Source organism: Idiomarina sp. UBA3176, assembly GCF_002364295.1.
Lineage (GTDB): Bacteria > Pseudomonadota > Gammaproteobacteria > Enterobacterales > Alteromonadaceae > Idiomarina > Idiomarina loihiensis.
The window spans coordinates 13,274-37,166 of record NZ_DEXU01000018.1 but is presented as its reverse complement, the minus strand read 5'-3'; the positions used below and the strand labels follow the sequence as shown (position 1 = coordinate 37,166).

Annotated in this window: 23 protein-coding genes; all 23 read right to left on the bottom strand. The window is 47.1% G+C overall.

The window, feature by feature from the left end; genetic code table 11:
• Positions 1–2: 2 nt before the first annotated feature.
• The 23 genes from rng to B2U97_RS06965 all read right to left on the bottom strand — a co-directional run bounded on the left by rng (position 3) and on the right by B2U97_RS06965 (position 23,826).
• Positions 3–1,472: a ribonuclease G gene (gene rng, locus B2U97_RS07075; protein WP_011233646.1), complete on the bottom strand. Its 1,470-nt coding sequence runs from the start codon at positions 1,470–1,472 to the stop codon at positions 3–5.
• Positions 1,462–2,058: a Maf family protein gene (locus B2U97_RS07070; RefSeq protein ID WP_286822983.1), complete on the bottom strand. Its 597-nt coding sequence runs from the start codon at positions 2,056–2,058 to the stop codon at positions 1,462–1,464. Before B2U97_RS07070 ends, rng begins: the two co-directional genes overlap by 11 nt.
• Complete coding sequence (gene mreD / locus B2U97_RS07065; protein ID WP_011233644.1) at positions 2,058–2,543, bottom strand: rod shape-determining protein MreD; 486 nt, start codon at positions 2,541–2,543, stop codon at positions 2,058–2,060. The genes B2U97_RS07070 and mreD overlap by 1 nt, the downstream gene beginning before the upstream one ends.
• A complete protein-coding gene (gene mreC, locus B2U97_RS07060) occupies positions 2,540–3,397 on the bottom strand; it encodes a rod shape-determining protein MreC (protein WP_011233643.1) in 858 nt (285 codons plus the stop codon). Before mreC ends, mreD begins: the two co-directional genes overlap by 4 nt.
• Positions 3,398–3,400: 3 nt before the next feature.
• Entirely contained in the window at positions 3,401–4,444 is a 1,044-nt protein-coding gene (locus tag B2U97_RS07055; RefSeq protein WP_011233642.1) for a rod shape-determining protein, read from the bottom strand.
• 59 nt (positions 4,445–4,503) lie between these two features.
• Positions 4,504–6,363: a formylglycine-generating enzyme family protein gene (locus B2U97_RS07050; protein WP_286822986.1), complete on the bottom strand. Its 1,860-nt coding sequence runs from the start codon at positions 6,361–6,363 to the stop codon at positions 4,504–4,506.
• A gap of 197 nt (positions 6,364–6,560) precedes the next feature.
• Positions 6,561–10,856, bottom strand: coding sequence for a DUF6701 domain-containing protein (locus tag B2U97_RS07045; protein ID WP_272989582.1), 4,296 nt, complete (start codon positions 10,854–10,856; stop codon positions 6,561–6,563).
• Positions 10,856–11,356 carry a type IV pilus modification PilV family protein gene (locus B2U97_RS07040; RefSeq protein WP_110013560.1) on the bottom strand — a complete coding sequence of 167 codons (501 nt, stop codon included), beginning with the start codon at positions 11,354–11,356 and terminating at the stop codon, positions 10,856–10,858. Before B2U97_RS07040 ends, B2U97_RS07045 begins: the two co-directional genes overlap by 1 nt.
• Positions 11,346–12,101: a prepilin-type N-terminal cleavage/methylation domain-containing protein gene (locus tag B2U97_RS07035; RefSeq protein ID WP_110013559.1), complete on the bottom strand. Its 756-nt coding sequence runs from the start codon at positions 12,099–12,101 to the stop codon at positions 11,346–11,348. The genes B2U97_RS07040 and B2U97_RS07035 overlap by 11 nt, the downstream gene beginning before the upstream one ends.
• Positions 12,101–12,619, bottom strand: coding sequence for a type IV pilus modification PilV family protein (locus tag B2U97_RS07030; protein ID WP_110013558.1), 519 nt, complete (start codon positions 12,617–12,619; stop codon positions 12,101–12,103). The genes B2U97_RS07035 and B2U97_RS07030 overlap by 1 nt, the downstream gene beginning before the upstream one ends.
• Positions 12,609–13,031 (bottom strand): prepilin-type N-terminal cleavage/methylation domain-containing protein, encoded by a 423-nt coding sequence (locus tag B2U97_RS07025; protein ID WP_110013557.1) that lies wholly within the window; start codon positions 13,029–13,031, stop codon positions 12,609–12,611. Before B2U97_RS07025 ends, B2U97_RS07030 begins: the two co-directional genes overlap by 11 nt.
• A gap of 52 nt (positions 13,032–13,083) precedes the next feature.
• On the bottom strand, positions 13,084–13,584 hold the full coding sequence (locus B2U97_RS07020) for a prepilin-type N-terminal cleavage/methylation domain-containing protein (RefSeq protein ID WP_110013556.1): 501 nt from the start codon (positions 13,582–13,584) through the stop codon (positions 13,084–13,086).
• 30 nt (positions 13,585–13,614) lie between these two features.
• Positions 13,615–14,208 (bottom strand): prepilin-type N-terminal cleavage/methylation domain-containing protein, encoded by a 594-nt coding sequence (locus B2U97_RS07015; RefSeq protein WP_272989589.1) that lies wholly within the window; start codon positions 14,206–14,208, stop codon positions 13,615–13,617.
• A 75-nt stretch (positions 14,209–14,283) separates the two neighbouring features.
• Positions 14,284–14,733 carry a Type II secretory pathway component gene (locus B2U97_RS07010; RefSeq protein ID WP_272989592.1) on the bottom strand — a complete coding sequence of 150 codons (450 nt, stop codon included), beginning with the start codon at positions 14,731–14,733 and terminating at the stop codon, positions 14,284–14,286.
• Entirely contained in the window at positions 14,733–15,971 is a 1,239-nt protein-coding gene (locus tag B2U97_RS07005) for a type II secretion system F family protein (protein ID WP_286822988.1), read from the bottom strand. The genes B2U97_RS07010 and B2U97_RS07005 overlap by 1 nt, the downstream gene beginning before the upstream one ends.
• Entirely contained in the window at positions 15,971–17,686 is a 1,716-nt protein-coding gene (locus tag B2U97_RS07000; RefSeq protein ID WP_286822989.1) for a GspE/PulE family protein, read from the bottom strand. Before B2U97_RS07000 ends, B2U97_RS07005 begins: the two co-directional genes overlap by 1 nt.
• Positions 17,683–18,756: a tetratricopeptide repeat protein gene (locus tag B2U97_RS06995; RefSeq protein ID WP_286822990.1), complete on the bottom strand. Its 1,074-nt coding sequence runs from the start codon at positions 18,754–18,756 to the stop codon at positions 17,683–17,685. Before B2U97_RS06995 ends, B2U97_RS07000 begins: the two co-directional genes overlap by 4 nt.
• The gene (locus tag B2U97_RS06990; protein WP_034818705.1) at positions 18,753–19,661 is read right to left on the bottom strand and encodes an ExeA family protein; all 909 of its coding nucleotides are present in this window, start codon (positions 19,659–19,661) and stop codon (positions 18,753–18,755) included. Before B2U97_RS06990 ends, B2U97_RS06995 begins: the two co-directional genes overlap by 4 nt.
• Positions 19,662–19,671: 10 nt before the next feature.
• Positions 19,672–21,351 (bottom strand): pilus (MSHA type) biogenesis protein MshL, encoded by a 1,680-nt coding sequence (mshL, locus tag B2U97_RS06985; RefSeq protein ID WP_272990607.1) that lies wholly within the window; start codon positions 21,349–21,351, stop codon positions 19,672–19,674.
• The gene (locus B2U97_RS06980) at positions 21,348–21,689 is read right to left on the bottom strand and encodes a general secretion pathway protein GspB (protein ID WP_114982042.1); all 342 of its coding nucleotides are present in this window, start codon (positions 21,687–21,689) and stop codon (positions 21,348–21,350) included. Before B2U97_RS06980 ends, mshL begins: the two co-directional genes overlap by 4 nt.
• Positions 21,682–22,317: a Type II secretory pathway component gene (locus B2U97_RS06975; protein WP_286822991.1), complete on the bottom strand. Its 636-nt coding sequence runs from the start codon at positions 22,315–22,317 to the stop codon at positions 21,682–21,684. Before B2U97_RS06975 ends, B2U97_RS06980 begins: the two co-directional genes overlap by 8 nt.
• Positions 22,310–22,918 carry a PilN domain-containing protein gene (locus B2U97_RS06970; protein WP_286830380.1) on the bottom strand — a complete coding sequence of 203 codons (609 nt, stop codon included), beginning with the start codon at positions 22,916–22,918 and terminating at the stop codon, positions 22,310–22,312. The genes B2U97_RS06975 and B2U97_RS06970 overlap by 8 nt, the downstream gene beginning before the upstream one ends.
• Positions 22,915–23,826 carry a Type II secretory pathway component gene (locus B2U97_RS06965; protein WP_286822993.1) on the bottom strand — a complete coding sequence of 304 codons (912 nt, stop codon included), beginning with the start codon at positions 23,824–23,826 and terminating at the stop codon, positions 22,915–22,917. Before B2U97_RS06965 ends, B2U97_RS06970 begins: the two co-directional genes overlap by 4 nt.
• Between the last annotated feature and the right edge of the window lie 67 nt (positions 23,827–23,893).

The window sequence follows — 23,893 nt, the reverse complement described above, 5'->3', positions numbered from 1 at the left end:
CCTTACATCATTACTACGTCGAATTGTTCCTGATTATACAGAGGTTCGGTTTGTATTTTTATTTGACGCGAAACAAACAGCTCAAGTTCAGCCAGCGCATGAGATTCTTCGTTAAGTAAGGCTTCACTTACCTGTGCAGAGGCATAAACAACGAACTTATCGGCTTCATAAGCTTTATGAACCCGGACAATTTCACGCATAATTTCATAACAGACGGTTTCAACCGTCTTCATGCTGCCGCGCCCCAGACAAACCGGACACTCCGAGCACAAAACATGCTCCAGGCTTTCTCTGGTGCGTTTCCGGGTCATTTCCACTAACCCAAGCGAGGTAAAACCATTAATGGTTGTTTTTGCACGGTCTTTGCCTAACGCCTGTTCAAGGCTGTGCAATACCCGCCGCTTATGCTCCTCGTCCTGCATATCAATAAAATCGATAATGATAATGCCGCCAAGGTTCCGTAACCGCAATTGACGTGCTATCGACTGCGTGGCTTCGATATTGGTATTAAATATGGTTTCTTCTAAATTGCGGTGACCAACAAACGCACCTGTGTTGATATCAACCGTAGTCATCGCTTCGGTTTGGTCAATAATCAGTGAGCCACCGGATTTCAAGTCAACCCGACGGTCTAGCGCTCGCTGCATTTCATTTTCGACATCAAATAAGTCAAAAATAGGCCGGTCACCGGTGTAATACTCAAGAACTTTGGTTAGTTCGGGAATAAAGTCCTGAGTAAATACTTTGAGCGTGTCAAAGGTGACTTTGGAATCAACCCTAATACGTTCGATTTCTTCGCCGACAAAGTCACGTAGTACACGACAGGAAAGATTCAGGTCTTCGTACAGCATGCCGACTTTGCGTTGAGATTTTTTCCGCGCCTTTATTTTCTCCCACAACCGGAAAAGAAAGTCAGCATCGCCCCGCAGCGATTGATCTGAAGCACCTTCTGCTGCCGTGCGAACAATGAATTTTCCGTCGCTTTTACTGACCTCTTCTGCCAACTGCCGCAAACGTTCGCGCTCCTCGCCTTCTTCAATGCGCTGAGAGACGCCTACATGGTCGCTCTTCGGCATAAACACCAGGTACCGCGACGGTAGGGTGATGTCAGTGGTTAAACGCGCCCCCTTGGTTCCCAGAGGGTCTTTAACCACTTGCACCATAATATGCTGTCCCTGATGCACCAATTCGGTAATGCTTTGTTGTGGCTTTTCGTCAGGCCGCGGTAAATCATCACCATCCACCTGAACGACAATGTCCGAGGCATGTAAAAACGCCGCCTTGTCGAGGCCAATATCAATAAACGCCGCCTGCATTCCCGGCAACACCCGCGATACCTTTCCCATGTATATATTGCCAACTAAGCCACGCTTTGCCTGACGCTCAATGTGGACTTCCTGCAGGATGCCATTTTCAACAAGCACTACACGAGTCTCTGTGGGGGTCACATTCATTAGGACTTCAACGCTCATCGACTTCACCTGTCATTTCAAACATCCGCAACAACTGTTCAGTTTCATATAAAGGTAAGCCAACAACAGCAAAGTAGCTACCCTCAATACGTTTTACAAATTTCCCGCCATAGCCCTGAATACCATAGCCAGCCGCTTTATCATGAGGTTCACCGGTTGCCCAGTAAGCATCTATTTCTCCCTGACTCAGTGCGGCAAACTCCACCTGCGTTGTTACTAAAGCCGTTTCGCGGGCAACCACTTTGTGACCATTCCATTGGCAAACACTAACTGATGTCAGAACCTGATGTGTCTGACCGGAAAGCTGCTTCATCATTTGACTGAAATGTTCATAACTCTCTGGTTTTTCCAGCACTTGCCCCTTAAAGCTTATCAGGGTATCAGAACCAATAACCAAGCAGGGAGTTTGTTGGCGTTGTGCCACAGTCTGAGCTTTTTCTTCCGCCAGGCGAGTCACATAGTCACCAGCATTCTCATTAGCCCCTCGTAGCTCCTCTATTTCCGGAACTTCGCAATCAAAGGGTCTATGCAATAGCGTTAGCAGCTCTCGCCGACGGGGAGAAGAAGAAGCGAGCAACAAGCGCATTACACCACTCCGAATTGACGACGAACTTTTCGCAGTAAGGGAAATACCCATAACCAAAAAACAGCTGAAGTGAGTACTGGCCAGAAGTAAGAGAAGGTAAATTCAGCGTCGTGCAAAAACACATTAGCTTCAAACACAACAAAGCGCTTAATAAAAATCAGCACGGCAATAACCAATGCTTGCTGTATTAAAGCAAAATTGCGAATACGCTGAAAATGACGTGCCGCAAAATAAGTGACAACGACCATACCTAAAGCATGAACACCGACAATAGAACCCAGTAATATATCGCTCAGCACGCCCAGCACTAAAGCGGTTCCCATATTTACCCGGTGCGGCAAGGCTATTATCCAGTACAGCATAACCAAAGTTGGCCAGTCAGGCCGAAAGGTATCGAACGCGGCGGGCATTGGCATAACCATAAGAGTCAGCGCAATGATGTAGGTGATCAACAACGTAATGAAGCCGGGTTTTATCACGATCATTCCTCGTCCTCATCAAAAATAGGTTGCTGCTCGCCGTCGCTTGGCCACAACAATAGAACATTACGAACGCGGTCAAGCGCACTGACGGGATCCGCTATCACTTTAGCAAAAGGGAGAGATTCATCTCTGACAATCTGTCGAATTGTTGCCACCGGATACCCCTCAGGAAATATGCCCCCTAACCCCGAAGACATTAGGAGATCCCCTTCTTTTAGCTCAGTGCTGTGAGGAATAAACATCAACTCCAGCCGTCCGATATCGCCGGTTCCCTGCGCCAGTACACGAATATCATTGCGCTCTGAACGCAAAGATATCGCATGACTCTGGTCTGAGAGTAGCAATACACGAGCGGTATTACCGCCTACATCCTGCACTTGTCCAATAATGCCATTGCTGTCTAGTACGGGCTGGCCTTCATACACTCCGCTCAGCGTGCCTTTATTAATAACCAGTTGCTGGGAAAACGGCTCTGAGGCAACGGCGATGACCTCGGCAACCATACGCCGGACTGAGTCGCGGGCGTCTGAACCAAGAAGTTCCCGTAGCCGTTTATTCTCGTTCTGAAGAAAGCGAAGTTGCTGTTGCTCACCCTGTAATTCCAGAATAGCCCGCTTTAGCCGCTTATTTTCATCGCTTAACTGCGACGTGGTTTTTAATGATTCGGAGACACCGTCCAGCAGCTGTTCTGGCAAAATAGCCAAATACTGAACCGGAGCCACCAGAGAATTCAAAAATAACCGAACCGGCTTCATTGCCTGAAGCCGGTGGTCAATAAAGATCAGCAGAAACGAACAGGCTAGTGCGAGCACTAGCCTGGAGAGTAAGGATGGACCGCGGGCAAACAGCGTCTTCATGAATTACTCATAACTGAATAAATCACCACCATGCATATCAATCATTTCCAGAGCTTTACCGCCGCCTCGTGCAACACAAGTTAGCGGATCATCAGCAATAATAACCGGAATGCCTGTTTCTTCCAGAAGCAAACGGTCGATGTCTTTCAGTAACGCACCACCACCAGTTAACACCATGCCGCGCTCGGAGATGTCCGATGCAAGCTCTGGCGGAGACTGCTCCAGCGCAACCATAACTGCACTGACAATACCCATTAAAGGTTCCTGCAAAGCTTCCAGAATTTCATTACTGTTAAGAGTAAATGAACGCGGAACACCTTCAGCAAGGTTGCGTCCACGAACTTCTATTTCTTTCAGTTCTTCGCCCGGGAATGCAGAACCAATTTCGTGCTTGATACGTTCAGCAGTTGCATCACCAATAAGTGCACCGAAGTTACGGCGAACATAGTTAATAATGGCTTCGTCAAATTTATCACCACCAATACGAACCGATGATGAATAAACCACACCATTTAATGAAATAATGGCAACTTCCGTTGTACCACCACCAATATCAACCACCATCGAACCCGTAGCTTCAGACACTGGTAAGCCAGCACCGATAGCAGCGGCCATTGGCTCATCAATTAAGTAGACCTCACGCGCACCGGCACCCAGTGCAGATTCGCGAATAGCACGACGTTCTACTTGAGTTGATCCGCATGGAACACATACCAGAACACGAGGGCTAGGTCGGAAATAGTGGCTGTCGTGCACTTGTTTAATGAAAAACTGGAGCATTTTCTCGCACACATAGAAGTCTGCAATAACACCGTCTTTCATAGGACGAATGGCACGAATGTTTCCTGGTGTACGACCCAGCATTTGTTTTGCTGCTGCACCAACGGCGGCGATAGATTTTGGCCCGCCTGAGCGTTCCTGACGAATGGCAACAACGGACGGCTCGTTCAGAACGATACCCTCATCTTTGACGTAGATAAGCGTATTCGCTGTTCCCAGGTCAATAGAAAGGTCGTTTGAAAAAAGGCCGCGAATTTTTTTAAACATGAAGCGGTATATCCCTACTTATAAGCTAACAGAGTGACAGCAAAGAGCTCAGCAAGTACTTACTGAGCTCTTACAACACGGAATCCAATGTAGTTGGAGTTAAAATCTGACGGAAGTTCCATTCTAGTCGAAACTCGAGCCAAACTTGGCGTAAAGTTCCAGGCTCCGCCCTTAACTACAACACCCTCATCGGTTTCAGCCCACTCCCAGACATTACCGACAGTATCGTATAATCCCCAGGGGTTACGATGAAAACTAGCTACCGGAGCTGGACGTGTATTTGACCAATCTGTTCCACAGTTACGGCAGTTTGCTTTACCATAACCAACATCATTTCCCCACCAGAAATCGGTTTCCGACCCGGCGCGTGCAGCGTATTCCCATTCCGCTTCAGTGGGAATGCTGTATTTAAAACCACTTTTTTGAGTTAACCACTCAGCATAAGCCTGTGCGTCGTTATAACTGACGCAAACAACGGGAGAACTCTCAGACTGTTTGAATCCTGGATTTTTCCAGCTCAGCTTTTCATTAAACTGAGGGCGACCATTACTTAGGCTTGCGCAAGTACCGTTTTTCTCTGCCTCTGTGACATAAGCGGTATCTTCTACAAAGTTGCCAAACTGCTCAACCGTAATTTCAGTATCAGAAATACCCAATGCGGTTGGAATTTCACGCGTCTCTGCCGGACGTTCGTTTGGTAAACCATTGCCGACCAGGTCACCCATTTTAAATTTACCCGCAGGAACGACAACCAATTCAGGACCACGAACATCGCGATATAGAATATCCTGAATTTTTTCGCCGCGAGTAAAAGAGTAATCCGACTTCTCTAATTCAGCCCGAATAGCGGTAGCGTCTTTTAGTAAGGTTTTCTCCGCATAGGCAGAGTAACCATACTTAAGAATTTCAATCTGATGTTCACCACCCGGGAGCATAACCTCCAGCGGGGTAGAACCATAGCTAACACCATCGATAACAACTTCATCGTCATACACGTTAGAGCGTATGGTTAACGGGTGCATGACGGAGCTATCAACCGTTTCCTCATCACCCGCTTGCAGCTCCCCCGGCCGTTGCTCCGACGCACAATAGCGCATGTCAACGTTCAATAACGTACAAGCCTGGCTTTGAGGTAACTGTCCACGCAGTTCAACCGCCAATTTAACCCCATAGTTACCCGCGCCACTAAAACCGTTACTAATTGTTTTAGAGCCCAGAATTTGTACATTCGGGCTGGCTTTTTCAATGTTTTCACGAGCGAGTGAGGCCTCACTTAAACCATCCAAAATGGTATTAAGGTACTGCTTAGACGCTTTTTGTTTAGCCATGAGTTTGCCGCGATTTTCACACTGTCCCAGTGTTTCCTGGCGGTCACAGCTAATTGACTGACTCACTTCGAGTTCGCCAGTACGATTAAATTCATTTTCTAAGCGATCGACACGAGCTAAATTACGTTGCTCTTTTAGCGTCTCAATTTCATTAATCAGGCTGTGTTTGCTCACACGCGCTTCTTCTACTTCGCGCGCTTTCTCATTAACCAGGCTCACTTGCTGCTTAATGTCTGCTTTATTCTGTTGGTGAGCCATAACGGCTTGCTTGTACGCTTCTTGAGCGCCAGCAATATCAATTGTCGGATCTTCCACCAAACGTTGGTAGCGGTCATTCATTTCCGCCAATGCTGATTCGCGTTTCGTTTCCAGTTCGCTGTTGCGCTCACGCAAGTTTTGTAGCTTTTCCCGCAGGTCCCGCTCTTCTTGCTGAAGCGTGTTTACGGTGCCAGAAAAGTTTTCAAAATCGCTCTCTAGAGTCGAAATTTGGTTAGCAATTTCTTCGACAGTCATCTCCTGCTGAGCAAGAGCCGTCGAGGCGAATGTCAATGTAGAGGCCATTACCAGGGCCAGTCGAGCCAATCGCATCATGTTTCCATTCCAAGCTTGAAAAAATAACAAAGCGGCGTAAAAGCCAAAGCTGTAGTCGCACTATCGTTATTGTAATAATTATGAACGTTCGTCAACGTCCGCATTTTTCGTTTAAACTCTGCTTTATGCTATTTGCTTGTTAACAAAAGAGCAAGAGGCATTGTCATCGAATTGTCGATTAATCGTTATAATTCGTTCTACCAACCCACTTCCTGCCAGTAAATTTGCCGGTCGCGGCCCCGGTAAATACCGAATGTACCTTCGGCCATGGGGTTATCTTGGTAGTTACTGTCGCCGTCCCAATCGTATTGCAAAAATGAAGGAACAGTCAGCTCGAAAGTAAATTCGGCTGCAGAACCATAAGCTTGCCAGCGCAACAGGTCTTCCATTGGACTATATGCTTCCTGCAATTCACCTTCAGCCAAACTGACCGAGTCCGGCGTATCTGACAGCTCAATAGATTCAGTGTCTAAGCTTATAACCGGATCCTTTGTAGGATCGATAGCCGATAGGACATCGAGTTTGGATACTGAGACAGTAAAGCAGTTATCATTAGTATTTATGACGAAATTATCACCATTCCAAAACTGGGCTCGACCAGACAGCGGAAGATCATCAACTTCGGCGCCAAAGATATTATCTAAAACAAAGCGCCCGTAAAGTAACTTTACACTATCATACAGTTTGAATGCTGGTGCCTGGGCAGCCGCCGGAAGATTAGACTCTGTTATTATCGAATAATAATTGTCGCCTTCGCTATCATTAAACTGAATTCCCAATTTATAGTCTTCATAAGGGCCTTCTTCTGCAATGTTTCGGCGGTAAGTAACAGACGGAGCTGGCAACTTGAACGTAGCCGTTCCCGCGCTATCTTCATTCTGCCCCCATTCAAGTTCAACGTCTGTTGCAAACAGTTGGCCTGGGTTCAACGGTTCAGGACTACCATTTGCGCCATTAAACGGATAAAACTCCAATTCACCCTCAACAACGTCTGTCGGATAATTCTTAGTCGTTTCACCATTTTTATTTACCGCTGTTAAGGCAAAGCTTGGTCCTAATAGCTGCGCCTCCCCGATATAATAAAATTCGTCGCCCTGGCCTGCATTATTCCGGTTACAGACACCGCTGAAACCACCGAAAGTTTCCATTTGAAATTCGTAAGGAATAAACCTTCCTATCTCACTCTCGGTTGTCAACATAACTGGAGAACCGTGGTAGCCAGGCAAATAATTCTGGCTTCCTATATATGCAGTTACCCGAGTTGAACCGACTTCAGTATAAGTCAGCCCCGAATTTGTAAAGATTCCGGCTCCATCTTTAGTAAACCCATCAGCATTCGTTATTTCACCGTTATAAGATTCTACCGCCTCAGTCTGAGCCATAAGCTGTAATGTTTCAGGATTGGCTTCGTTACCAAAGTTTGGTGTTACATCACCTTCATCATTAATCGCGGCAAGCCGCGCGGTGAAAACGTCTCCGGCTTTGGCTAAGATAGTTCCCTCGTAATTGCTTGAGGCATCCTGACTGGCTTCCACATCAATACTTGCAGGCCGCCAAACAAAAGCTTCTGACGTCCCTCTTAGTGTTTTCCCGTTAGGTAAAGTCGCTTGCGCTGTTAAATTGATAGCACCAGCGTCTTTATAGTTGATTTCCAGAGGCGCTTTTCCGTCAGTAAAGCTAACACTGATGTTACTGGTGTTATTTTCTGTCACCTCGATTTCATTAACAGACGCCCCCATCAAACATTGGTCAGGGTCAACACAGTTCATACTCATAGATACCGAGTTCAAAGGCTGCGTCACAGCCTGGCAAGCCAGTGTCTGACTGTTCGTTTCCACTGCGCGCAATTGTAGGTTGCTAAAAGGCACGGCTGACACCTGTGACGGAATATCAGTGTCCTCAAAGTTATCCCCACTAGTGAAAATGAATCCGGTATCACTAAACTCAATATTACAGCTCTCCGACAAGTTGCCATTAACTAAACAGCGTATCGGGTTCTGCGGGAGCGGTAAGGTTCCTGTAGTTTCAACAGCTAGAGGATAAATGCCGGCATTAGTCTGCTCCAGGCTTGTACTACCCACAGGAGAAGCCGAAACAGGGTTCGTTGACCAGTCGCCAGCCGTAGAATTTAGCTGAACGGTGCTACTCCCCTCATACAGTTCAGAGCAGTTGGCATTGGCACAGGCGGTAACCTCAATATCAGCAGCCGCGCAGGTCAATGCCGGGCTGTTATAGGACAGCTGGTAATGATGCACTGGCGACACGGGTGGAGCCGTATCAGAAGCTCTGCAAAAATTACCACCGGCAATGGGTTCTACAGGCGCCTGATAATTCACCTCGGGGTCAAAAAAGCCGAAGTTACCTGTAGCAAAGCTTCTCCCGCCAACACTCACTCCGCCGGTTACCTCTGATGTCTGCCAAAAGAAGAAACTACGCTCAAAAAGAAAATTACCAGCAACGTATATGTACCCGTTAAACTGCACATCCTGCTCTAACGTCAAATCACCCGTTACAATCAGCATCATTTCATTAGCATTACCGCCAACATTAATACGACGCCCCGATTGAATAGTCACATCGCCATCAATATAGACACGTGAGGTTTGCCCATTGGTTGTGTAATTAAAGCCAGTGTTACCGAAGTTTCCGGTACGTAAGTAATCAATTGGCTGCAACTGCGCGGGAAGCTGCGTATTGTAGGAGCGATCAGGTAAATCAAAAGGTTTGGGAACGTTATTAGGCACTTCAAAAGCAACAGGCCAGACATCTTCACAAAGTGGCCGTTGATCATTGCAAGGTCGCGTAATGCTTTTTAATGTTGTCACGTCACTTTGGGTGAGAACCTTGTCATCAATAAAAACCTCATCAATTTCGCCGTAGAAACTGTTTTCCCCGGTTCCTTGTCCGCCAATATACAAACGGGGGGCAACAGCGTTCAAATTAGATGACCCATTAAATGAGGTTTGATCTGCCTGTTGCCCGTCAATATACAGAGTTAAACGACGTGCATTACGGTCATAGGAAGCCGCCAAATGATGCCAGTTATCGTCCAGCAAATTTGTTTGCCCTTGTCGCGTGTTACCTGCCTCGACATTAACAATTTCGCCGTTATTTCGGCGTATTTCAAAATAGAGTCCGCCACCATCGCGGGTGTCCTGCCGGTAAACTTCGAAACGTCCGGAAGCCCCCTCAGTAGGTCCGTTACCTATCACTAAAAGACTCTGGTAACGATCCGACTGATTTTGCCCAGTAGCACTGCCTTTAAACCAAAACGCAACACTTACAGATTCAGCATTAGCAATTGACTGAGCGTTATCTACGCGCACTGCGTTATCACCATTAAATTTGCCATAACGGCAGGTGCCTGGGCTGCCTGCGATTGCCGGATTAAACCCTGAAGTATTTGCACCTCTTAATGCTTGCCCGTGCAGCCCGTTGCCGGAAATATCCAGAACCTCACCAAACTGCCCTCTCCACTCGACTTGATCAAAAGCCCAGTAACCAAGCCCGTCTAACGGCTGGTCGGGCGGTTCACTCCCGCAAGGCCCTTCGTTGTTGTTGATGTCACAGGTTTCTCCCTGAACATTACTTTCGTCAATAATCTGCGGGGCATTCACATAGCCTGTTACCGTGCTTGAGTTAGGAATGGTGACCCTGTCAGTAGCGTTAATATTTCCATCAACAATATTCGCTCCATCCAGCGTTACGCTACCATCTGCATCAATATCACCATTTACATCGGAGCCGTATCTAAGTGTTACGTCGTCGCCGGCAATAATATTGCCATTAACGGTGTTTTCGCCCTCTAACACAACGCGACCGTTACTGGTGATCGCCCCCTCTACGTCTGAACGAAAACGTAAAATGGTATCACCGCCACTGAAAATAGCACCGGAGACATCGTTTTGTCCTTCGAGTACGACATTCCCGTTTGTAGCGTTAAGGTTGCCATTTACCTCAGTTAAGAAGCGCACAATGACATTATCTCTGGCATCAACATTACCCGTAATACTGTTTTCACCCTGTAAAATAACGCTGCCGCTGGTCGAGCGGATGGAGCCATCAATATTTGTTCGAAACCCCACTGATACGTCGTTTGCCGCAACTAAAGAACCGGAAAAAATGTTTTCATTGGCTAGGGTAATGTTTTGCTGACTACTAATATTCGCGTTAATAACGCTTTGAAAGCCGCCGTTATATGAACCCGTAGTAGTGATTGTTAACTGCTGAGCGCCGCCATTCTCGTTAATGCGCATTTCAGAACCAAGATTAAAATTACCATCTACATTGATCACAACCGAATTATTGCCAGAAATTTGAATTCGGTCGCGGAAATTCAGATTTAACCCGTTAGGACAGGTATAGGTATTACCAGATTTAGAACACCCGGGGAGATTATTATTGGGCAGATTGTAATTGTCAGCCAGAGCGGGAAGAGACGCAAAGGCGGTTACAGAGATTATGATTAACTTAAGTGCTTTGAACAGGCTCATTAATTCTTCACTCGTGTTTCAATTTGCAGTTGGCGTGACGCTCGTTGTGCCCCTGCTTCACAGACCGCCTTAGAAGTTATAACCAAGTGAGTAAATGAGACTCCCAGCTCAACCGGTTCTTCATCGCAGTCAGAGCTAGTTGTTGTTTCGCCATCAAAGCTAAGAATTGCACAACCACAACTAATATTTACATGACATTGTTGAAGCCCAGGGGATTCATAACTGAAAGGTTCATCCTCGGGAGTAGCAATGACGCTGCAATTGGTTTCAGGCTCATCGCCCAACGAATAAACCGTCATCATCGCTTGCTCTAAACCTGACTGCGCAGCTAGATAACTGCGTGTCCCCAGCACTTCTATTACGACACTCTCAGAGGAGGTTCTTAATAAACTCGCCAATGCGGCAACTAAACCACCGAGCACAACAATAACAAACACCGCTATAACCAGTGTGCTTCCTCGCTGCTTATTAACTGATTTTAATGAGCTGTTATGGCGCATTGGGTATGTGCACCTCGCGATAATAGAAAACTTGCTCGTCAGCATTTTCGCCAAACTGAAGTTGGATGGTTACAATGTTATTGCTTTGCTGATTATTGGTGGTTACGTCAAAGGGATTATCAGAGCTAACGCCAGTCGCAATCAAGGCAGAATTTTCTATATCCCCTTCCCAATTGCGCTCTTCACGAGATAGCTCGTCACCAAACAAACAGAACCTCACTGGTTTAGCACCAATATAGGCTCGTTTTAAAGGAGATTCTTTCGCAAAACGAACCTCTTCATTAAATGTTAATTCAAATTCAATATTATTTATTTTCTCATAACTTTGAATATCAGCACGACGCCCAGAATCTGCGTAAATAAAATTAGGCCGAGTAGCATATATAAAGACTCGTTCATTTCCATTAACCTCAGTACTAAGGCTGTCAGCAAAGGTCACCAACGTCATTTCACTACCTGAGTATGGGGAAATAGGTGCATTGTAATACGTTCCAGCAACTACAATAGGAACAAACTCGATACACTGACCACTCTCACGTACGCTGTTAGGCACGGCACCACGAATTTCCCGCGTCACTCGTTCAATAGCAAAGCGGCTTTTCTCAATCGTTTGCAAACGTTCTGCACCAGTAGAAAACATTTGCGCACCAATACCCACAAACTGGAAGCTAAAACCAGCGATAATCGCCAGCAATACAATGACGATAATCAGTTCGACTAAAGTAAAACCTCGCTGCGCATTCATTACCAATTTCCTTTTATGGTGCTGAATTCGATACTTTCGCCTTGAGGTGTTGTGACAATGACTGTGATTCTTTTCAGCTTATCCTTTTCTTTATATGTAACACGCACTGACGCTTCAAAGCCATTGTAGCGATTCGGAGATGAACCGCTAAGTTCTGCACCATCGAGCCTTAAGTCATGATAGTCGTCTACGTCGTCAAACTGCTTTCTCTGACTCTCTCCGTTATCAGGCCCTAAATTAATAGGAAGAGTACACTCTACTTTTTCGTCATTTGCATCATATTCACCACAGCGCACATACTGATTACCTACATTAGAGTTTTCATCAAAACGCCGGGCCATTATTTCGTTCATTACACTTTGCCCGGCTTCTGCTGCTCTTACCTGCTGCCAGGGCTCTACGCTTTGTCGAAAAAGCAGGCCCAGACCAGACGTCACCACAAGTGTGACAATAGCAATAACCACAATTCCGGCAATCAGTTCAATAAGCGTAAAGCCCTTAGAGAAGTTATTGCGCATTAATAAAGCCCTCTTTATTAATGCTAATGACCCGGTCTATACCAGAGCTTTCCTTAAGGGTAATAGTGCAACCACCTTCACAGTCTTGAGTTGGTTGACCTAAGCCATTGAAACCTATTGTAAAATCCGCAGGTGAAAACTCTATGTCGCTATTACTTATTTGCAGGTTGTTCTCGTTATTATAAGGAGGCATACCCAATGTTGTTTGGGTTACCTGCAACTCAAGCGGTTTATCGGTGTTTTGCATCGCTTGTTGCTGAATGCTGCGCAAAATACTCATTGCCTTTTGTCGTACAACTTGGCTTTGTGTACCGGAGTTATCAAAGAAGACAGGACCAGCAGATACGGCAAGAATACCGATGATCACCAGTATGATGATGAGTTCTATGAGGGTGAAGCCTTTGGACTTCATAGCTGGCCTTAATTATGAAAGCCCGCAGAAGGTCCTGCGGGCTTCAAGTGCTTTAGCAACCGTCGTCAATTTTTTCGTACTCTGGTTTTGAACCAGCTGAAGTCGGTTCAGAGTAACGTACGAAACATCCTGAAGTGGCATCCGCTTCTGGTACACCTTGTCCCACTGCATAAATTAGCGTCGAACTTACTTCTTCCGCATCAGTACCGGTCTCATAGACAACCCCAAAGTCGCCTGCATTTATATCAAGTAGACCGTCAATCTCTACAGCATCTGGGTACCCGTAGGCTACGGCGATGTCCGTTCCGTTATTGGAAACTGTAGGAGAATTTGTGGCATCCGTAGTTTGAGACTCATCAGTGCCTTGAACCTTTGCTTTTGCATTGATTAAAGTCGACGCGCTTTGCATTGAAGCTCGCACCCCATCAAGTGTTCCCGACCGAGCATCACCCGCAAAATTAATAAACTGAGGCGCAGCCGTTACTGCTAAAATCCCCAAAACTACAATAACGATGATCAGTTCGATCAGGGTAAAACCTTTTTGATTGCGCATAATTAAAACTCTCAATTGTTGTAAAAAAACTTACTGGTTGTTGCTGTGAATACTCACGCCGCCGTTGCGTGGATTATAAACGAAAGCATTGCCCACTGTCAGATAATCATCACCCGACGGAGCTTCTGTTTCATTTTTTATGGTGTTCGCTAAATAGTAAACACACATATCGTTACCTGCTGCGCTATCTTGTGTCACGTAAGTAAAATAGCGTGTTTCGTTCAGGTTATTAAAATTGGTTGTGACCGTTGGTGCGCCCTGCAAAATAGACTGCATAACACTGACGCAGTCTGTTGCAGCTAAGTTTTCGTCGTGCGCATTTGCATTGTCACCACTCACCGGATACCCCCTGCTGCCGTCTACGTAAAGCTGAATTTGGTCCATAGACACCTCAGCCCCGGCTCCCGTGCCACTGGCCCCTTTCGGACGACCGCTCAGTTCCCATTCGCCGCGAACAATGCCAACCGCACTGGCAAAACCACCGGCAACACCTTCAAGGGCCGCGTCTTCGGCATCCGATGATACATCGGTGAAGCGCGGAATAGCGGCGGCTGCCAACAAGCCGAGAATGACCACGACAATAATCAGCTCGATGATGGTAAAACCCTGCTGTCTTTTACTCATTTTAGCTCTCATACTAAAACTCCAATAGAATCCATTTTATTACATTTCCTTAACACTTAACACCGGGTTCCCGGGTTATTTCCGAACAACCTGACCCCGGTCACTTTTATAGGAAAACCAAGGTTTTTGGTTAATTCTGTAATGACAATTCCCGTTCTCTAATTCCGTATCTAAAGCGCTGCCCGGCACGTTACTGCCCAGATGCTGCCACAACTGTAAACACCCCGGCTCAACCGACGGCCACCCTTGCTCATTCATTACTACATTCGTTTGCTGCGCTTTATTTTCATAAAGCAAAGCAACTTCTTTTGGCTTACCGCGTCGCATCCACTCGGTTCTGGCCAGCCAAAGCGAGTCAATAAAACGCGAAACCGCAATATCTAACTCGGTCTGTCGCCATTTTTGCGGCTCATCAACCAAAACCATTCTGGCCGCCACTGCAGCCAATACCAACAACAGCAAAACCACCAGAATATTCTGCAGCCGCTGAATACCCTTGCGCTCATCCGTTGCGGCTCTGGTCATTATCTTCCCTGATACGCGCTCATCATGTCCCACATTGGGGTAAAGATGCCCAGCGCGAGAATCAATACCATAACGGCCACAACGGCTATCATTAATGGCTCAATACGAGCGGTTAAGGTTTTGAGATCGTAGTCGGTTTCACGCTCGTAATATTCCGCGACTTCTAACAACAAAACATCAACCCGGCCGGTTTCTTCACCCACCGATATCATTTGCAAAATTAATGGCGTAAACAGGCCTGACTGACGGGCAACTCGCGACAAGTTTTCCCCTCGTTCAATGCCGCGGCGCATTTCAATAATGCGTTTTTCCATCCAGGCATTATCCACCGCTTCAGCAACTAAGGATAAAGCCTGTGTCAGCGGAACGCCGGCACCTATCATGACCGAAAAACTGCGGGCAAAACGACCTAACATGGAACGCATTAAAATGGAGCCAATAATGGGTACTTTTAACTTCAGACTGTCCCATTTCAGCCTTCCGTTGTCGGTCGCTATGTAATACCTGAGGCCGAAAAAAGTACCAAGCATTGCAAGCAACAACACATGCCAAAAGGCGACGAAGAATTCAGACGAGCCCAACAGGGCACGGGTTGCCCATGGCAGTTCAACATTAAACCGACTGAACATAGAAGCGAACGTTGGGATCACAAAAATGTTCAGTACAAACATGGCAATAACAAGCGCAATAAGAACAAAGCTCGGGTAGCGGGTGGCGGCTTTTATCCGCTTTCTGGTGTCTTGCTCTTTCTCTAGATAAACCGCCAGCTGTTGAAAGGACTCTTCCAACTGCCCGGTATTTTCGCCCACATGCACAATAGCAATAACCAGTCGCGGGAAAACGCCCCGGTGATTTGCCATGGCTGACGACAAGTTTCGTCCCCGCTCCAGTTGCTCATGCACATCCTGCAAAGTCTTACGTAAGCGCTTGTTCTGGGTGGTATCTGACAGCCCTTCAATAGCCCGCAGCATAGGAATGCCAGCTTGCGTCAGCGAATACATTTGTCGACAGAATATAATCAACTCGTCCAGTGACACTTTTTGCCGAAACGCAGACTTTAAACTTTCCCCAAAGCCACTATTCAAGAAGGAAAAGCTCTGACTTTTTACAGAATTAATCGATAACGGTACCAAGCCGCGACGCATCAGTACATCGGCAGCATTGCGCTCATCACTCGCATCCAGTGAACCTTGCTGCAGTTGCCCTGCTTTGTCCCGTGCACGATACCGAAACTGCATCAGATACTGTCCTCAACACTTTCAGCCAGAAACAAGACTTCGTCGACGCTGGTAATACCTTCACGGGCATAATCCAGTGCAACCGTGGCCATAGACTGATAACCCGGATGCGCTTTCGCAGCTATTGCAAACTCTCGCGTATTACCATCACGCAAGGCATCCATCATTGGCGTATTCATTTCCAGCAGTTCAAACACACCTATGCGCCCACGGTAGCCGGTATGGTTGCATGTCTGGCAACCAACTCCGCGTTTAAAAGAATAGCCCGAGCTACCCTCACGTAAATGCTCCAGCCACTGACTTTCGGCTTCATCCGGCTGGTAACTCTCTGCACATTTATCGCATACCCGGCGCACCAAACGCTGAGCTAATATGCCTCGCAACGCAGCAGCGACCAAATACGGCGGTGCGCCCATGTCAATTAGACGCATGGCACTGGTAATGGCATCGTTGGTATGCAGTGTGGATAAAACTAAATGACCGGTAATAGAGCCGCGCAAACCAATTTCAACCGTTTCGTGGTCGCGCATCTCACCGACCATAATAATGTCCGGATCCTGACGTAAAGTGGTGCGCAGAACCCGCGAGAAATCCAGCCCAATTTTACTGTTCACCTGCACTTGCGAAATACGCGGCAAGCGGTACTCAACCGGGTCTTCAACCGTAATCACCTTTTTGCCTTCGGTATTCAGCTCACTAAGTGCACCATAAAGCGTTGTGGTTTTACCCGAACCGGTAGGCCCGGTTACCAGCAACATGCCATGCGGACGTTTAATTAAAGCCCGTATACGCTTAACAATAGCAGCAGGCATACCGGTTTGTTCCAGCGACAACAGCCCGGCAGATTGGTCCAGCAGACGCAACACGCAGGACTCGCCGTATTGCACCGGCATGGTTGATACCCGCACGTCGATACTGTGTTTGCGAATTTTAATATTAAACCGGCCGTCCTGCGGCAGGCGTCGTTCAGAAATATCCAGCCCGGCCATAAGCTTCAGACGTAACACCAGCGCATTGGCAATGTTGGTTTCTTCCAGCACATTTTCCTGCAATACACCGTCCACACGTTGGCGAATCCGTAATTTACGGTCGTCCGGCTCTATGTGAATATCCGAGGCTCGAACTTGCACCGCATCCTCAAAAATGGACTGCAGTAATTTAGCCACCGTGGCTTCATCAGTATCGTCATCGAGGCTTAACTGCCCCAGCTCAAACTCACTGGTATCTTCGTATTCGTCCTGCAACTGACTGGCGAAGGTTTCAATTTCTTTGGTGCGTCGATAGAGGTTATCAAAGGCCTGCATCAACTCGCCTTCGGGAACCACGGCAAGTTCAACCTGGCGCGGAGCCAATAATTGATTAATGGCGTCAATTGAGGACAGGTCAGCCGGGTCACTCATACCCACTAATGCCTGCTCTTCGCTGGCTTCTATAACCAATGCCCGATGTCGACGCGCCTGAACTTCGGGTAGCAATTTAAAGGCTTCAGCCGGAATTTTACGTTCAGAAATACTGATAAGCGGCAGTTTAAGTTGCTGCGCCAGGAATTCGAGTAACTGCTGTTCGGAAATATAGCCAAGATCGGTTAACGTCGCGCCCAGCTTACGTCCGCTAATACGCTGCTGCTCTAGTGCTTTTTGCAGCTGCTCTTCACTGATGATTTGCTCGTGAACAAGCAAATCGCCTAGTCGCATTTTAAGACGAGGACGCTTCATTGCTCACCTGCTTCAGTTACCTGTAAAGACGTAATTTGCTGCTCAATAAAATCCAGGGTCGGCTGATGTTTTATCCGTTTAAACGCTTCCTGATATGAGGCAACAGCGGTTTCCGGCGAGAACTCTTGTTGCGCAACGGCTTTACCTAAATACCAGCGGCCTTGTTCCGGTTCAGACTCGACAAGGCGCTGATATGCGTCAGCAGCTGCCTTGTAGTCGCCCTGTGCCTGGGCTAATAACGCTTGTTTCTGAACATACTGTGGATAGGCACCTGCGTCCGGCGTCGCTTGCTTCAACAAACTTAGTGCCGCAGCAGGTCGCGCTTCTTTCTCCAGGATTCGCGCACTTAGCAGACGAAACTCAAAGTCATTTGGGTTCAGTTTAAAACCGGCTTCTAGCGTTGTTAATGCCTGCGATACCTTATTCCGGCCAAACTGCAAAGCCGCCAGCTTTTTTCTGACTTCTTTATTTTCAGGAGTGACAGCAAGCGCCTTACGCCAATGGTCTTCCGCCGCAGTTAAACGACCCTGTTGCTGAGCTTTTTGTGCCTTCTCAATATGTTGTGCGGAAATTTCTGCTGGCGAGAGCTGCACGGGTTGCTTGCTAAATTCACCGCCTTTTTGCGTCTCGTTTTCGGTGTCTTCAGCGTTAACAACAGGCTCTTCTGGCATGGACTCTGCTTTTTCGGCCTTTTCCGGTTCCGTTTCCGGAATCACAACCGAAGCCAAGTCTTGTGATACTATCTCACTAGATTGCCGTGAATCACTTTCAGAGCGAGGGGTGCGCTCAGCTGGCACTTCTATCACTGCAGTATCAATGAATGGCTCGACCCGCTCTTGCAGTTTTGGCATTTCAGCCGGCTCGCTCTCCGTTACCGTCATTGTGTTTTCTGAACGCGACTGCCACCAGAAAATAACTAAAGCCAGAACAATCACCAGCATCAACGCCAGCAACCATAACCCTAAACGATGGCTACTGCGGCGCTCAACGGCGCTACTCGCCGCCCTTTTCGAGAAGGGCTGCTGCCCCCGACGGTCTAAATCTTTTAAAACTTTATTAATAACGCTCATAGCGAACCACCCATTTGCCAATAACTGAGCGCGGCTGCCGCCAGAAAAAATACGCACACAGACACCGTTACGGGAAGACATACAGAGCGAGTCAATTCTGTATCTTCGGTATCATTAACCGCTAACTTTAAATCCCGCGTCGACAACTGATGACGTCCCTCTCCGTAAGCCAGCAGCAGCATTTTATGACACAGCATGTTAATTAAACGGGGTACGCCACGGCTGCAACGGTGTAATCGCCGAACTAACTTCCAGTCGAATATCGGGGTGCCCTGATAACCGGCCACATCCATACGGTGCGCAATATATTCGGCCGTTTCATCCGCGTTCATGGCAGTTAATTTATGTGAAAAACTGATTCGCTGACGAAGTTGCCTAAAAGCTTTTTGTGATAAACGCTCATCGAGTTCCGGCTGACCCAGTAAAATAATATGCACCAATTTACGCCGTTCAGTTTCCAGGTTGGATAATAAACGCAAAGCTTCCAGACTTTCTTCCGGCAACGCTTGTGCTTCATCAATGAGTATGACCACGGCCTGGCCGTTTTTATTAATATCCAGCAAGCGCTGTTGCAATGCCCGCGCCAGCTGCTGCTGATTGGTCATTTGTCCGGTTTCCAGGTCCAGTTCCTGAGCAATGGCCAGCCTCAGTTCAGCCGGGTCAAGGTATGAGTCTGGAATGTAAGCGGTTTTAAAAAAGTCAGGGATGTCATTTAATAACCGTCGGCACAGAAGAGTTTTACCGGTTCCAACCTCTCCGGTAATTTTAATAAAACCTTCCCCTGTTTTTAACGCCGTTAAAACCACCTCAAAAGCCTCGTGGTGGCTTTTCAAGTCGTAGTAGAACTGCGTGTTCGGCGTTATCGTAAAGGGCAGTTCGCGTAAGCCGTAATGGTATAAGTACATACTACCTTAGTTATTGCTCTATATCCGGGAACCATTCTTGCAGCAGTTCGCGAGATCGTTTCAGTTCATCGCGCCAGGTATCAACACCCACCACAGTCGGTTTCAGTAATATAACCAGCTCTTTCTTTTCCTGGCGGTTGCGACGGTTAGTAAATAATTCGCCCAACAACGGGATGTCACCCAGTAACGGAACTTTGCCCACTTCTTCAGAGTTGGTGGTTTGCATTAAACCACCCAGCACCACAATTTCACCGTTGCGAGCTTTTACTATGGTGTCTGACTCACGAATATTGCTACGAGCCAGAGGAAGCACGGATTCTTCACCTGATACGGTAATAACTTTCTCTTGCTCACTGGTTTCAACAACTGAAGGATGCACATGCAAAATCACCTCACCATCGTCACTAATTTGCGGAGTAACATCTAATGAAATGCCTGAGAAAAATGGGGTGAATTCTATATCTGAGTCGGACGATGAAGCACCACCTGTATTCAGAACCGTGCGACTGGTAACGTCCGTAACGAAGTATTCGTCTTCACCAATTTTTATAACGGCTTTTTGATTATTTGATGCACTGACGCGAGGGTTGGAAAGTACCTGCACCGTACCTTGAGTCTGCAGCATTTCTATCATTCCGCTGAAATTATTCCCGTCGTCAGTATAGGTAAGTCCAAATAAACCTCCGATAGCTGCTGACGTAGCATTGCTAGGAGTTACTCCGTTGAAATCAACACCAAAGCCAGCATTCCCCGAATAAATATCACTCCAGTTTATCCCTTGTTGATAGCCATCGTTCAGAGTTACTTCAATAATACGGGCTTCCAGAATAACCTGACGCTGCAAACGAGATTCCAGAACCGTGATGAAATCACCAACAGCACGAAGTTTACTCGGTGAAGCAGTAACACTAACAATACCCGCCTGCGGCGACAGCACCACATTGCCGTCACCAATAATGCCTTCAATAACGTCCTTCAGACCGCCCCATAAGTCAGTTTCAGACTGGGTGTTAATGCTGGAGCCGTTGCCTTGCAATTGGTTTTGCTGAGAGCCTCTATTATTTTGGCCACTCCCGGAAAATGGCGTGTTTCCAGCGCCTAGGTTGCTTGCTCCAAATCCTGAATTCCCGAGATTACTGTTCCCACCTCTATTGTTACGTTCCTCGCTCACGCCACCACCTGAAATCTCGGTTTGTGACATTCCAAAACGGCGAAGCGACAGGTAATCCAGTGAGAACGTCTGAGTTCTTACCCCGGCAGGGTATATCTGAATAGTCCGCCCGGTACGACGAACTTCAAAACCATACATGTCCTGCACAGCATCCAGCGTTTCGTCTAAGGTAACGTCTTTCAGGCTTAGCGAGATTTCGCCACTGACATTGGGGTGTACCAAAATGTTGTAAGGAGAATCTGCCGCTAGCCCATAAAAGAAAGCTTTCGCGTCAACATCATCGGCCTGCAGCACAAACCGGGGCTCTTCCAGTAAAGCGAGTCCATCTTCCTGTTCTTTATTTGCCGTCTGATTTAAGAAGTTACTGACTTCTGCCGGCAGTTCTTTCTTCGCCTCTGTTTTTTTCTTTTCAGAAGCTTCCGGTTTCATTGCTTTATTGGCTTCATCCGGAGAATAGCTCGGTTGATAAGCACAGCCGCTTAGTGCCAACAATAACGCTCCTGCTGCAACTTTTTTCATTGTACCGCCCCCGGATTACCTTTCTCGTTCTGTTTTATCGGCTTAAACAAAGTAATCTCTACTCTTTCGTTGTTCTTCTCTAAAATAACGCTGTTCGGATTAACTGAATTAACCCGAAACCCATCAATATTTTCACCAGGCTTAACCCATTCACCGTTAATACGCGCTGACTGACTCTGCTCTGAATAAAAAATTTGAGACAGTTTTATATTCTGTCCCCAACTATCCATTTCCACTGTGGGCTGACTTACTGTAAACGGCGGCTGGGTAGGATCCCGCTCTTGCGAAAAAGCCGAGACCGCGACCATAAGTAATAACAACGCAATTCCTTTAAGCACTGATAAACTCCTTATCCGTACTTAGCAGATACCAGACTATCGTCACCTTCGCTGTCGGGTAGTCGCCTACCTGATAATCAAAGCGGGCCCACTGGACATTGGGGTACTCTTTTTGCAGCGTATCCACAAAGTCGGATACCGCGAAAAAACGCCCGGTAAATTCCGCCTGCACAGCATGCTGATAGAGTTTAATAGACCCGGTTTCAAATACGACGGTCGGCTCTTTAGCTTCTAAACTATCCATTCCCAGTTCCGAGGCATGACGTAACACGCTGTTGAGAAACTGCTTTCGTTGTTGTGCGGGCAATAAAACCTGACTTTCTGAAAAATTGCCTTTTGCCTGAGCTAAGCGCTGCTTCAACTGCTTGATTTCGGCTCTGAGCGGAGCATCTATGTCAGTAACCAGCTGCGCCTGCAAGTCCTGCGCTAATTGCCTAGACTGCTCTATTTGAGAGGCTATACGGTGGTTGTCCGCTGAAAGAATTTTGTTCTGCTCCAGCGTTGGAAAAATAACGTAGCTCATAAGCGGCAGAGTAATCATTAAAAAACCGGCCAGTGACAACAGCGCTCGCTGTCGCCCGGGCATAGAGTTAAAGGTTTCTTGTGCGCGTAACCACCAGTTATTCATTGTTTGATTCGCCCTCGCTGCTTCTGACGCTTTGCAGCAAAAACTGCTGATAGCCTTGCTCGCTGCGCTTAAGCTCGACAACCGCAAAGCGCTTATCTGACAGAACCCCCGATTGACCAAACTTATCCATCCATAACACTAAGGCTTCACTGTTTAGCGCCTGCCCGTGTAAACGGATATTCTCGCCAGACATTGAAAAATCAGTCAACCAGATGTCTTCCGGAGTTATCTCTGCAAGTTCATGTAAAAACTCACTAACGGATGAGGACTGGTTCTGACGAAACTCTGCAATTTGCTGACTGAAACTTCTGGCGTCCTGCAACTCTTGCTGTAATTGCTCTTTTTCTGCCTGAAGTTGCGGACTTGGCTGCCGCAAAGAAATTCTCTCGCGATTATTAGCCAAGTCACTATTGAGTTTTTCCAGTGTAGCCGATAACTGTTCATTCTTTTGAACAGTCGTTGCTTTTTGCCACTGAGTAACCCCAACCACCACGAGTAACAGCCCCAGCCAAAGACCCAAAACAGAACTTACCTTCGTTAGTGTGAGCCTCTGCTTTACAGGCTTCAGCTCGTTGCGGTACAGATTTACCCATTGCTTCATAAATCGCCCTCAACTAACGCACCTAAGCCGGCAAGATCGGAGTAGTCGCCCTCGCGTAAGTCAGCAGACCATTGTGGGTACTGATACATAGTGCACTCTACTGCTAACAGCTCAGCCAGGCTCTTTTCAAGGGAGGCCGGCTTCATGTGTTCTACGGCGAGAATAATCCGGCTAATGGGGGCCTGTCGCAAATGGCTTTCGAAATAATCAACCGAGCGCTGTAGCTCTGTTGCCAAAGGTTCTAAAGCACCAGCTGCTATTTCACTCTCTGTGTATTTAGACACATCGGTCACACCGCGCAGCAAGCGAGTAAACATAAGCCCTTTGGGGGTATTAATTTGTGCAAGGTAATTGCCAGCAGGGTTTTGGTATAAAGTGAGTTCAGCGTGGTTCTGAGTTTCAGCTAACCGCGGTAACGTCAGTTCAGTAATGGCGATATCCGTTAAGCTCAGGTCATGTTCACTGAATAGCTCAACCCAGGGCATTAAATCGTTTTTATTCGCCGCAACCGCAACCACTTTATCCTGACCCGATGGTTGCTCGGGAAACTCATAATAGTCGGCAATGATTTCATCAGCCGCAAAAGACACTAAGTCGCTTAAACTGTATTTTAGGCTTTCCGAAATTTCTTCCGGATCCAGCATGGGTCTGTCCACCTGAACCGACTCGTATAAGTCCGTTCCCAACACCAGGGTGACTTGCGCATGCTTTAACGACAAGCGGGAATATTTACCCAAAAGAGTGTCGGCGTGCTTAAGTAACGAACCTCGCTGCACCGGCTCGTAGTCATTAACTATTAATTCGGGGGCGTTAGCAGAGCCTTTAGCAACGAGAAGACGGACGCTGTTTTGCGTTATTTGAAAGCAAATACGGTGATCATTTTGTTTTTGCTTTGAAAATCCTAGCACTCAACAACATCCTTTATTTTATTTTCAACCATGTTAACAGAAACTTTGCAAAGCTCATCAGAAAAAG